Annotated in this window: 8 protein-coding genes and 1 riboswitch; of the genes, 4 read left to right on the top strand and 4 right to left on the bottom strand. The window is 37.1% G+C overall.

The window, feature by feature from the left end; translation table 11 throughout:
• Nucleotides 1-125: 125 nt before the first annotated feature.
• From BCER98_RS19015 to BCER98_RS19000, 4 genes are all read right to left on the bottom strand, one after another.
• Nucleotides 126-1,337, bottom strand: coding sequence for a NupC/NupG family nucleoside CNT transporter (locus BCER98_RS19015; RefSeq protein WP_012096216.1), 1,212 nt, complete (start codon nucleotides 1,335-1,337; stop codon nucleotides 126-128).
• A gap of 329 nt (nucleotides 1,338-1,666) precedes the next feature.
• Entirely contained in the window at nucleotides 1,667-3,394 is a 1,728-nt protein-coding gene (locus BCER98_RS19010; protein ID WP_012096215.1) for a C40 family peptidase, read from the bottom strand.
• Nucleotides 3,395-3,604: 210 nt separating this feature from the next.
• Nucleotides 3,605-4,489 carry a D-amino-acid transaminase gene (locus BCER98_RS19005; protein WP_081428416.1) on the bottom strand — a complete coding sequence of 295 codons (885 nt, stop codon included), beginning with the start codon at nucleotides 4,487-4,489 and terminating at the stop codon, nucleotides 3,605-3,607.
• A 485-nt stretch (nucleotides 4,490-4,974) separates the two neighbouring features.
• The gene (locus tag BCER98_RS19000) at nucleotides 4,975-6,903 is read right to left on the bottom strand and encodes an LTA synthase family protein (protein ID WP_012096213.1); all 1,929 of its coding nucleotides are present in this window, start codon (nucleotides 6,901-6,903) and stop codon (nucleotides 4,975-4,977) included.
• 547 nt (nucleotides 6,904-7,450) lie between these two features.
• Here BCER98_RS19000 and BCER98_RS18995 point away from each other — a divergent pair.
• The 4 genes from BCER98_RS18995 (at nucleotide 7,451) to thiC (ending at nucleotide 12,653) form a co-directional block, all read left to right on the top strand.
• Nucleotides 7,451-7,816: a YkvA family protein gene (locus BCER98_RS18995; protein ID WP_012096212.1), complete on the top strand. Its 366-nt coding sequence runs from the start codon at nucleotides 7,451-7,453 to the stop codon at nucleotides 7,814-7,816.
• A gap of 49 nt (nucleotides 7,817-7,865) precedes the next feature.
• Nucleotides 7,866-8,360 carry a metal-binding protein gene (locus BCER98_RS18990; RefSeq protein WP_012096211.1) on the top strand — a complete coding sequence of 165 codons (495 nt, stop codon included), beginning with the start codon at nucleotides 7,866-7,868 and terminating at the stop codon, nucleotides 8,358-8,360.
• Nucleotides 8,361-8,729: 369 nt separating this feature from the next.
• Nucleotides 8,730-10,391 carry a lactate permease LctP family transporter gene (locus tag BCER98_RS18985; RefSeq protein WP_012096210.1) on the top strand — a complete coding sequence of 554 codons (1,662 nt, stop codon included), beginning with the start codon at nucleotides 8,730-8,732 and terminating at the stop codon, nucleotides 10,389-10,391.
• Between the two features lie 66 nt (nucleotides 10,392-10,457).
• A riboswitch (TPP riboswitch) is annotated at nucleotides 10,458-10,573 on the top strand.
• Between the two features lie 319 nt (nucleotides 10,574-10,892).
• The gene (gene thiC, locus BCER98_RS18980; RefSeq protein WP_012096209.1) at nucleotides 10,893-12,653 is read left to right on the top strand and encodes a phosphomethylpyrimidine synthase ThiC; all 1,761 of its coding nucleotides are present in this window, start codon (nucleotides 10,893-10,895) and stop codon (nucleotides 12,651-12,653) included.
• Nucleotides 12,654-12,811: the final 158 nt, after the last annotated feature.

Below are 12,811 nucleotides of genomic sequence, written 5' to 3'. Positions count from 1 at the left end.
AACATTTTTTTATTTATATATACGAATGTTAAGTATGTCGTTATTTTGGAAGTTTTTAGGTGGAAGAGGAGTGCACGAATCAAAAACAAAAGCCCATTCCAATGATTTGGAATGGGCTTTTCATTTTATAAGAACATCATACCTGCAACTGCTGCGTTTAAGAAGTTCGCTAATGTACCAGCGATCACTGCTTTAATCCCTAATTGTGCAATTTGTTTTCGGCGCGTTGGAGCAAGTGTTCCTGTTACACCTAATTGAATTGCAATAGAAGAGAAGTTTGCAAAACCACAGATTGCAAATGTTAAGATCATAACGGTCTTATCAGAGAGCTCTGACATATGTGGTCCTAGACTTGCATAAGCAACGAATTCGTTAATGGCAAGTTTCTGACCGATGAAACCAGCTGCTTGTACAGCTTCGTTTGGTGAAATCCCGATTAAGATAGCGAATGGTGATAATAAATAGCCAAAGATTAAATCTAGGCTTAATTTAATATGGAACAAAGAACCAACCCATCCTAATAGGCCGTTCAGTACAGCAATTAATGCGATGAAAGCCATTAACATTGCCGCTACGTTAATTACGAGGTGCATCCCTTCAGATGCACCTCGTGCAGCTGCATCAATAACGTTTGCATCTTCACGTTCGGTAGAAAGCTTTACGTTGTTATCTGGTGTTTCTGTTTCCGGCATTATTAATTTTGCAATTAATAAACTTGAAGGTGCTGCCATGATTGCCGCTGCTAATAAATGCTCAAGCGAAATTCCCATAGCTGCATAGCCGACAAGAACGGATCCAGCAACCGCTGTCATACCGCTTACCATAACGGCAAAGAATTCACTATTTGTTAAGCGTGCTAAGTACGGTTTAATTAAAATTGGTGCTTCTGTTTGTCCTAAGAAAACAGTTGTTACAGCATTTAAACTTTCGGCTTTAGAAGTTCCGAGAAGTTTACTTAATGCACCACCAACGATACTTACAAATTTTTGCATAATACCAAAGTAATATAAAATGGCTACTAATGAACTAATAAATACAATTGGAAGTAGTGCTTGAATTACGAATACAAATCCCCAAGGGCCTTTTGTATTTACTAAGTCACCAGCGACAAATTTAATCCCCTCATAAGAAAAGTTAATTAGACCCTGGACGCCATCAGAAGCGATCTTTAATCCAGCTTTTCCAGCATCCCATCGTAATACGATGAAGGAAAATGTAATTTGTAGTGCTAGCGCAATTAAGATTGTGCGCCAATTAATAGCTTTGCGATTGGAAGATAATAAAAATGCGATTGCTAATACTCCAATCACACCGCCAATTCCCCATAAAAAATTCATGCAGTGTAAATCTCCTTTCTCATAGTAAAAAAAAGTATAAATAACGGATGTCTATACTGCTAGAAACATAACATCTTAAGTAACTTACCATACCGGGCTTCTGAGGTCAAACATCCATATAAAAGTTTAAATAAAAAGAAAATTCATTAAGAAAACACATATAAACAGGATGAAGGAGAAATAGGTTATATCTATTCGGGAGGAGATATGTATTATGGTAACGTTATAAAATATTTTTATAGAATATAGTGTATGAAATGAAGAGGAAGTAACATATTTTAAAACAAAAAAGAGCCTTCTAGCAATCTAGAAGGCTCTGAAACTATCAATTAAGGTGCTTTCGTGTAACCTAAGAAATGATTCTTCCAATAAGAGTTACTTAATGAAGCAACAGCTACACCGTTATCTCCAGCTTGGATAAATGATCCGCCCCCAAGGTAAATACCCATGTGGGAAGGACCTGATTTATAAGTGTTTTGGAAATAAATTAAGTCGCCTGGCTGTGGATTTGAAGTCTTTGGTAGGCTGCTCCAATATCCTGCCACACTTTGACGGCTAATGTTATGACCAAATTTCTTATATACATGGAAAATATAACCGCTACAATCCACACCATTAGCAGAAGTTCCGCCCCATACGTATGGAACACCTGCCATCGATTTTGCATATGCAAGGATCGATGAGTTATTACCACTATTATTTGTATTGGTATTGTTTTGCATGTTAGATGGTGTGTTAGGTTTTGTTTCTACAGCACCACCAACTGGTGTTTTAGATAAGAAGCGAGTTCCGATATAACCAGTTTGTCCGTTATAGTTAATTTTACTCCAACCAGAGTTTTCAGAAAGCACTTGAACCTTATGGCCGTGAGGAAGAGCACCGATAATTCGGTAGTTTGTACCTTCGCCGCTACGTACATTGAGGGCGGAGGCATTTACATAATAATCTCCAATCGCTCCCTGCGTTTGAGGTGCTTGTTGTTTAGGTTGTTCTGGCTGAGCGGTTCCGCCCTTAACAAATTTTACAAATTCACTACTCACATACCCGGTTTGACCTTGGTGATTAATTTTAAACCAACCATTTTCGCTACCAATTACGTGTAATGTTTGTCCGTTTAATACACCACCGATTACGCTATGGTATGTAGCTGGACCCGTACGAACGCGTAAAGATGTTGCATTTACAACGTAAGTTCCGCCAGTTTGTACAGTTACATGATTACCATTTTGATATTTTGGCTCTTCTTGACTTCCTTGAATTACATTGTCGTTAGAGCCACCTTTTGTTACATAGTCTTTACTAATGTAAGCTGATTGTCCTGCATAGTTAATTTTAAACCAATCTTGAACTTCACCAACAACTTGTACAACTTGTCCTTTACGAACAGATCCTAAAATAGTGTGAGAAGTGCTAGGCCCTGTACGAACGCGAAGAGAAGATACGTTTACCGTATAGTTTCCGCTTGCTGGTTGTACAGTTGCAGAATTACTATTGTTATTTGCAGAGTTAGCGCTTGCAGAAGCACCAGATACAAATTGGCTGCTTACGTAACCAGTTTGTCCATTATGGTTAATTTTAAGCCAGCCATTCTCTTGACCGATTACGTGTAATGTTTGCCCTTCGTACACACGACCTATAATAGAACTAGAAGTGCTAGGACTTGTACGTACACGCAATACATCAGCAGTTACTTTGTTGTTTCCACCTGTGCTTACATTTGTTTTTGCTGCACCGCCTTGTGAAACGAACTCACCGCTAACATAACCAGTTTTTCCATTTAAGTTAATTTTGAACCAACCATTTTCTTGACCAATAACATTTAACTTCTGCCCATTGTATACGCGAGAGATAATCTGATGAGAAGTACCAGAACCTGAACGAACGTGTAATACATCAGCAGTTACAGTGTAACTTGAACCATTTGATGTTGCGACTTGAACGGATTGTGTAGCAGGCTTTTGTGGAGTTTGCTCTGGGGCAGCTTGAACACTATCAAGTGTTGGAGCTGCTCCTCCTGCTACAGACACCGCCGCAAGACCGGCAAGATATTTTTTCATGTTTTGTCGATTCCTTTCTGTCTGTAGTATAGTGAAGAAATATTTACCAACTGTTAAAAATTCTAAAAGGCATGTCGATTACTGTCAAGACTTATGAAGGAATCTGAATATGACAAAAAGGTTACAAAACAGAAATAAAGATAGATTCTTCACACTGATTTTTACTTAAAATACATATATTTGAAAAAACGAACGAAATATTATTCGTATTTATGGAAAAGAAATGTCAGAAGTTGTGAAGCTCTGTACGAACGATTTTTGTAATAATTTCGTAATTGGCCCCACATGTCCATTTTGAATTGCGGTTCCATCAAGATGCGTCATCGGTAAAATTTCTATCGTGGTTCCTGTAAAAAAACATTCATCTGCATGATAGACATCGCGAATACTAAATAGCTCCTCTTGTACAGGAATCTTTAATTTATTTGCTAAAGATAGCGTATATTGGCGTACAATTCCATTTAAGATTAAATGATTCGCGGGGTGTGTATAAAGAGTACCATTTTTTATGAGAAAGAAATTGGAGTGACTTCCTTCTGTAACGATACCGTTTCGAACGAGAAGAGCTTCTTTGCAACCTTTACGTTCTGCTTTTGTATAGGCTAATACGTTCGGTAATAAATTAAGGGATTTAATATCGCAACGTAACCAGCGCACATCTGGTTCTGATATCGCGCGTACTCCATATTCAATCCATAGGGAAGGGCGTTCTTTTTTCGAGATATAAGCATAGATTGTTGGAGGTAAATCAAAGGAAAATGCATGTGCACGTGCTTGAATACCGCGGGAAACTTGTAGATAAATCGTCCCATCTTCGTGAAAGTGATTCTTTTCGATTAATTTGTAAAGTAATACAATGAGCTCCGCTTTCGAAAAGGGGAGTGATAATTCAATTTCTTCCATTGAGCGATAGAGCCTTGTTAAATGCGGCTCCAATAAATGAAAGTTTCCTTTATAGAGCCGAATTACTTCATAGACACCATCGCCAAATTGTAATCCGCGTTCTTCTAAATCTATGTATGGATTTTGTTTGTGTGCATCAATAATTCTCTCGTTCCACAGTATAAATCTTTCATATGCCAAATTACATCCCATCCTTTCCAAACCACATACGTGATGAGTTGTGTTTCTCATCCTGTATAGTAAATGTTATGAAATATATTTGTATGTTGTGATTTAGGATTGACCAATATTTTATATAAGCGAGTATTATTATTGTATTTTGTATATACAAATTCGAAAATGAGAAATAAGAATCCTGCTTTTGAAATAAAAAAAGCAACATTCATAAGGAATGTTGCCAAGGAGGGTAGTTATATTTCATAGGGACATTGTCTTATTAAAGGCTCGGTGAGTGACAAAGCACAATGCCTTTTCCAGACAATTAGTGTCACTTCTGTAACACTAGAAAGTTGTGAACAAAATTCCAGTCATTTCTCATGGGGATGTATTGAACAAAATACGAGAGAAGAGAATGGTTTGGAATGTTGTTTGCAAATTCAATTATAAAGATGTTTCGTGAATTTAATGTAAATATTTAGTGAAGATTATGTAATTTCAGCATAAAAAAAGAGCTGAGATTACTCAGCCCCTTTTTTGTCTTCTTTAATAATTGTTTTTACTTCACCTGTTTTAATTTTGTTGCTTTCTGAGAAGCGAAGTAAGTCTCCTTCGATGAGTTGATCGGACATGCGAAGTTCATTTTGCGCACGATCAATTAACGCTTGAGATTCTTCTTTTGGTAATTGTACAACTTCGCCTGTCATACGGTCGTAGAATGTATTGTTTGCATACATATATTTATCTGTAACGAAACTACCATCGCGGAGAACAACGAATCCTTTATAATCTGGTGAGAATACGTCATGACCAAAGCGTACATCATTACTTGAGTCAACACCAAGTAAATTTAGAATGGTTGGTTTAATGTCGATTTCACCAGTTGGTTTTGAGATTGTTTTACCTTCTTTTTGACCTGGAACGTGAATAAACATTGGTGTCTTTTGTAAGTTCATATGGTCAAATGTTGTAATTTCTTCTTTTCCTAAGAACTGTGCCATAGCACGGTTATGGTTTTCAGAAATACCATAGTGGTCACCGTAGAATACAATAACAGAATTGTCATAAATGCCTTCTGCTTTTAGACGTTCAATAAAATGTTTCATTGCTTCGTCTAAGTAGCGAGCTGTTACCATATAGCGGTCAAATACTCCATCCCCAGAGTTGTAAGGTTCAATTAATTTCGTATCTTCATCATATGTGAATGGGTAATGGTTTGTTAATGTTAGGAAGCGAGTATAGAATGGTTGCTTCACTTGCTTTAACATATCAATAGATTGATCAAAGTATTCAATATCCTTTAATCCCCAGTTTAATTTCGTTTCTGGTGTAATCTTATAATCAAGTTCGTTGTAGTAACGATCGTATCCTAATGCTGGATACATTATGTTACGGTTCCAGAATGTTGCATTGTTTGCATGGAATACAGCTGTGTAATATCCTTGCTGACGTAGAATTTCTGGAGTTGCTGTAAATTCATTGTTACCGTGTGTGAAGAATACAGCACCGCGATCAAGTGGATACAATGATGTATCTACTAAAAATTCAGCATCTGATGTTTTTCCTTGCCCAGTTTGATGGAAGAAGTTATCAAAGTAATAACTTTCTTTTATAAATTGGTTTAAAAATGGTGTAACTTCTTGATCGTTTACTTTTGCCCCAATTAAAAACGTTTGTAAGGATTCAAGAGAGACAACGATTACGTTTTTCCCTTTTGCAATCCCAAACATGTTTGGATCCGGTTTGCTTTGTGTTGTTTTCACGTAGTTTTCTGTTTCTTGCAGTTTGCTACCATCAGCGAATGCTTTTTGTGAACTTGATTTTGCTTGTAACCCAAGGTCATACACTTGGTGAGCATATAAACCTAAGTTTTTAACAAGCATAACGCGGTCAAATGAGCGTGTTAATAACTCTGGACGTTCTGTTTCTGCTAGACCTAAGTTTGCAAAGAAAATGGCAATCGTTGATACAAAATATAAAGAACGCATTGGTCGTGATACACGTTCCGTTTTTGCGAAACCTTGCTTTTTCTTAAGCAGAACGAAGAAAATTACAATGTCAACAAAAGCAACGATGATTTTGTAGTTAAGAAGTTCTTTTACACTGGACCCTAACTGTCCGAAGTTAGACGTTTGTCCAAGAACTGGTAAAGTAACAAAGTCGTTATAAAATCCATAAAACATTACGTTACCAACTAGAATGATTGTTAACACAAAATCAATTCCAAGTGCTATATAGTTGCGTTTCTTTCCCTTTACAAATAATGCAAGACCTACAAGCAGTAATGATGCTGCTAGTGGGCTAATAAACAAGATAAACTCTTGCATGAAAGATTCAAGTTTCAAATCAAAACTTGTACGTGTAATGATGTAAGTTTTTAGCCATACAGCTAAAGCAACAAACAAAGTAAAACGTACATTATGAAATTGTGATTTTAAAGATTCCTTCATCCATTCCACCCTTTCTCTATCAGGCTTGGTCGATTTTGGAGCGAAAAATGCTAAAATAAAAAATACATAGTTTCTTTTGCTATGAGCAGTATTTTCTATTTACTCATATACGACTTTAACTATGCATACCCTTTTTGGTTTCTTTGGTTAAATCATAAGTATAACGTCATTTTTGTATTATACAACAAAATTCAATTCTGAGAAACACTATAACATTTGACATTTTTTTGTATTTTTATTGTGACTGCCAAAAAAACTTTAACATTGGTTTATATGTTCGTCAACTAGAAAATATAACAAAGGTAAAAGGGATGTTAAGAGAAATTTAACATTTTATATTGAGAAATATAAGGGAAGACATACTATGTAATCTAGTAGAAAATGATTATATGAGAACAAGCATATGAAAGTAACTAGAACACTTGTTCTTTTGAGGTTTGTCTGTTAAAATACAATTTGATTGGTAAAATCTATGTATATGCGATAAATGTTTTGCAATGCAAGAAGATTGTTCTTTGGAAGCATAACAAGATATGGAGGCTTTTATATGGAAAGAAAATTTTCAGTGGAAGCATTTTGGAAGAAAATAAAACATGTAGCCAAACAAGCAGGTCAATCTGTCATTTATGCAAGTTTATTGCTGTTTTACGTGTTGCAAAGGCAAGATGTTCCAAAACGAGTGAAGGCTACAATTATTGGAGCGCTTGCTTATTTTATTGCGCCGATTGATGCGATTCCTGATTTCATAGCTGGCATTGGTTATACGGATGATTTAGGTGCATTAACGGCCGCATTATTGCAGGCATCCATGTATGTAGATGAAGATGTAAAGGAAAAAGCAAAAATGAAATTAGCCAATTGGTTTGGTTCAGGCATAGATACATCGTTTATCGATCAACATTTCAATCAATAGGTAAGAATTGTCCTGTACTTAGAGGACAAACATAAGCGAGGAGTGCATTATGCCATCAGGAAAAACACATACGAAAATCAACTTACTTTCTCTTCCGATTGTTTTGTTACTGCTTATTTCGTATGGTCTAACAAATTTTGATTTTCTCTTAACGTTTGCCATTGGCTTTTTAGTAGGTACATTTTTTTTAACACCGGATTTAGATATCCATAGTAGTGCTTATAATAAATGGGGATTACTTCGAATTTTTTGGTACCCGTACCAATGTATTATGCCTCATCGTTCTTTTTTGACTCATACAATTATAATTGGTGATCTCATTCGTATATTGTACATGTTATTCGTTTTCTCTCCACTTTTATACATAGTCAATCGAACTGTATTGGATGGAAAATTAGTTGATATGGCGAAAGAACATGAAGTAGGATTGATAACATTTGTACTAGGAGTTATTGCCGCTAGCACATTGCATATTATCGCGGATCAATTCAATACACGACGAAGAAAACTGATGAGAAGAAAAAAGAGAAGACGAAGAAGGTAGAACCTGTGTCACAAGGTCGTAAAAATGACTTTTTGACACAGGTTTTTCTTTTGGGTTAGCAGCATAAAATCACAAGTCTTTTTTAAAAAGGGAGTAAAGCTGAAGAAGAAAGCAGACAAATATCAATTCGTGTGCACAATGAAACATATAATCAAACGTTTGTTTAAAATGAATTTATCGTACTCTCGTTTCAAATAATAAAATTTTCAAAAAGCGTTTTTAAAATAAAAAAGGATGTGGTAAAGTATAGATATAAATGAAAACGTTTTCTTAAGTGTCTTATTTTTATCTTAAAGGTATGATGACCATACAGTATGCTGATAAGGTTATGGATATGTGAAAAAGGGATTATAGAAAGGGAGAGGGACAATGAACACATGGACACAAGTTTATGATCCGTTCGGGAACATTTGGATTTCCGCAGCGGTGGCACTTATTCCAATTATCTTTTTTTTCTTGGCTTTAGCTGTTTTTCGTATGAAGGGGTACGTAGCAGGATTTATTACCGTTGTATTAACAATTTTGGTAGCGCTATTTGTATATAAAATGCCATTTACAATGGCGATGGCGGCAACTGGATATGGTTTTCTATATGGGCTATGGCCAATTGCTTGGATTATTATCATGTCGGTATTTTTGTATAAAATTTCTGTGAAAACAGGACAGTTTGATATTATTCGTGCATCTGTATTATCCATTACAAATGATCATCGTTTACTTGTCATTTTAATCGGTTTTTCATTTGGAGCATTTTTGGAAGGAGCAGCAGGATTTGGAGCACCAGTAGCCATCACAGCAGCGCTTCTAGCAGGACTTGGCTTAAATCCTTTATATGCAGCAGGGCTTTGCTTAATTGCAAATACAGCGCCAGTAGCATTTGGAGCAATGGGAATACCGATTACAGTTGCAGGGCAAGTAACAGGTATTGATCCTCATAAAATTGGACAAATGGCTGGGCACCAATTGCCATTCTTATCGTTATTTGTTCCGTTCTTTATTGTATTTTTAATGGATGGTTTCAAGGGAATAAAGCAAACATGGCCGGCGTTATTTGTAGCGGGGGGTTCTTTTGCAATTACACAATTTATTACGGCGACATTTTTAGGACCAGAACTTCCAGATATTACATCAGCGCTTGTCAGCTTAGTATCTTTATCGCTATTTTTAAAAGTATGGCAGCCAAAAGAAGTGTATCAATCGAATCAAGCAAATGTGGAAGCTGCAGCAACAGCGGAAGCTTCATCGATGCCAAATTTAACAGGTAAAAAAGTTGTGAAAGCTTGGTCGCCATTTATTATTTTGACTGCTATGGTAGTGATTTGGAGTCAAGATTTCTTTAAAGCATTATTTGCTCCAGGTGGGGCGTTAGAAAGTTTTGTCATGAAGTTTGAAATTCCGGGTCTGCACAATTTAGTCATGAAGGCAGAACCAATTGTAAATAAACCAACGCCTTATGAGGCTGTATTAAAATTTGATATTGTATCGGCAACCGGAACAGCTATTTTAATCGCATGTATCATTTCCATTTTTGTATTAAAAATGAGTGCAAAACAAGCGGTTGAAACATTGAAAGAAACATTACAAGAATTAAAAATGCCAATTTTATCTATTGGATTTGTATTAGGCTTTGCATTTATTGCGAATTATTCTGGTCTATCATCTACACTTGCACTAGCGTTAGCTGGAACAGGAGGATTATTCCCGTTCTTCTCGCCATTTCTTGGCTGGATCGGCGTATTCTTAACAGGATCAGATACATCGGCAAATGCGCTATTCTCGAACTTACAATCGATTACAGCGCAGCAAGTAGGTGTAAAAGAAGTATTACTTGTTGCGGCAAATACGACAGGTGGTGTAACGGGGAAAATGATTTCTCCGCAATCGATTGCAATCGCGTGCGCAGCAGTAGGACTTGCAGGAAAAGAATCCGATTTATTCCGCTTTACAGTAAAACATAGTTTGTTCTTTGTCATTATCGTTGGAATTATGACGTATGTACAAGCTTATTATTTAACGTGGATGATACCGTAAAAGTGTAAATTGATTTGCATTTTTCAGATTATAGTGTATGATAGAAAAGTATTAAAAATTAAATCAGTGATAAACTAGGGGTGCCCAATGTATGCGTGGGCTGAGAGAGAAGTACGCAAACTTCTTAACCCTTTGGACCTGATCTGGCTCGTACCAGCGTAGGGAAGTTAATGGCTTTACATAATGATGACTTTTATGAGCCAGGTCCTTATTTTCTTATGGACCTGGCTCTTTTTCATTTTGCATGCGCTGGTTACAAGTTGAATCTCGTCCTTGTCACATGTAAAGCGGAGCCGACTGTTTCGTCTTAGTGTATAAAGTTCTTCCGCATAGAAAGTGTTTTTTTACTTTCTTGTGCGGAAGATTTTTAGACGTGAGGGGCTAGAAGGTGAAGCTGGATTCAAGAAATGCGGAGCTGACTGTTTAGCAGCTGAAGGGAGAATCGAATTTTTCTAGGTAAAGTAGATTTCTTGAAATGATAAAGGGGAGGAAACAAAAATCATGGAACAATCTGTTTCAGCTGAGCAAATTGAATTAAAGTCGAGTTTACCAGGGAGTAAGAAAGTGTATGTGGAGGGGTCACGTGAAGGTATGAAAGTGCCGATGCGTGAGATTGAATTAAGTGACACAAACGGAGTGCCAAATTCCCCGATTCGTGTATATGATACGAGCGGTCCCTATACGGATCCAGAATATAAAGTGGAACTCGAAAAAGGGATTCCAACTCCTCGTCGCAATTGGATTATAGAACGCGGAGATGTAGAGGAGTATGAGGGACGCGAAATCAAGCCGGAAGATGATGGTGTAAAAGCTGCTTCGAACCATACACCTGTGTTCCCGCAAATGGATCGTAAACCTCTTAGAGCAAAGAAAGGTGCGAATGTCACGCAGATGCATTATGCTCGTAAAGGGATTATTACATCTGAGATGGAATATGTTGCAATTCGTGAAGGGGTAGAACCGGAGTTTGTTCGAAAAGAGATTGCCGAAGGACGGGCCATTTTACCAGCGAATATTAACCATCCAGAAGCAGAACCAATGATTATCGGCCGTAATTTCCATGTGAAAGTAAATGCGAATATCGGAAATTCTGCTGTTTCGTCTTCGATTGCCGAAGAAGTAGAAAAGATGACATGGGCAACGCGCTGGGGTGCGGATACAATTATGGATTTATCAACGGGGAAAAATATTCATACAACGCGCGAATGGATTATTCGTAATGCCCCTGTACCAGTTGGGACAGTGCCGATTTACCAAGCGTTAGAAAAGGTACAGGGGATTGCTGAAAACTTAACTTGGGAAGTATACCGCGATACATTAATTGAACAAGCGGAACAAGGTGTGGATTATTTTACAATTCACGCGGGCGTATTATTGCGCTACATCCCGCTCACAGCAAAACGCATGACGGGAATTGTTTCGCGCGGCGGATCAATTATGGCGCAGTGGTGTCTATACCATCATAAAGAAAACTTCTTGTATACTCATTTTGAAGAAATTTGTGAGATTATGAAACAGTATGATGTTTCCTTCTCTTTAGGAGATGGGTTACGCCCAGGATCTATTGCAGATGCAAATGATGAAGCTCAGTTTGCAGAGCTTGAAACGTTAGGGGAATTAACGAAAATTGCTTGGAAGCATGATGTGCAAGTCATGATTGAGGGGCCAGGGCACGTACCGATGCATTTAATTAAAGAAAATATGGAGAAAGAAATAGATATTTGTCAAGGTGCGCCTTTCTATACGCTGGGGCCTTTAACAACAGATATCGCACCAGGTTATGATCATATTACTTCTGCAATTGGTGCAGCGATGATTGGATGGTTTGGGACTGCGATGCTTTGTTATGTAACACCGAAAGAGCATTTAGGATTGCCAAATAAAGATGATGTTCGAGAAGGTGTGATTACTTACAAAATTGCAGCGCATGCAGCTGACCTTGCAAAAGGACATAAAACAGCGCAACAAAGAGATGATGCGTTATCAAAAGCGCGCTTTGAATTCCGTTGGCGCGATCAATTCAATCTATCGTTAGATCCTGAAAGAGCAATGGAATTTCATGATGAAACATTGCCAGCAGAAGGAGCGAAAACAGCTCATTTCTGTTCGATGTGTGGCCCGAAATTTTGTAGTATGAAAATTTCACATGATATTCGGGAGTATGCAAAAGAAAATAATTTAGAAACGACAGAAGCAATTGAAAAAGGAATGAAAGAAAAAGCAAAAGAATTTAAAGAGGCTGGTAGTCACTTATATCAATAATGACGTTCGATGTTTTTGAGAGTTGTTTATAGCAACCTTCTCATGTATGCAAGATAGGGTATGAATGTTCTAAAAATAGAAATATGTACGATTTTGAACACCTTTTCCTTCATTGATTACATGTACCTAACTTTATAATAGAGAAGCCCCCTTTGCTA

It is taken from the genome of Bacillus cytotoxicus NVH 391-98 (assembly GCF_000017425.1).
Lineage (GTDB): Bacteria > Bacillota > Bacilli > Bacillales > Bacillaceae_G > Bacillus_A > Bacillus_A cytotoxicus.
Note: the sequence above shows the minus strand (reverse complement) of the source record. Positions and strands in the feature narration are given on the sequence as shown.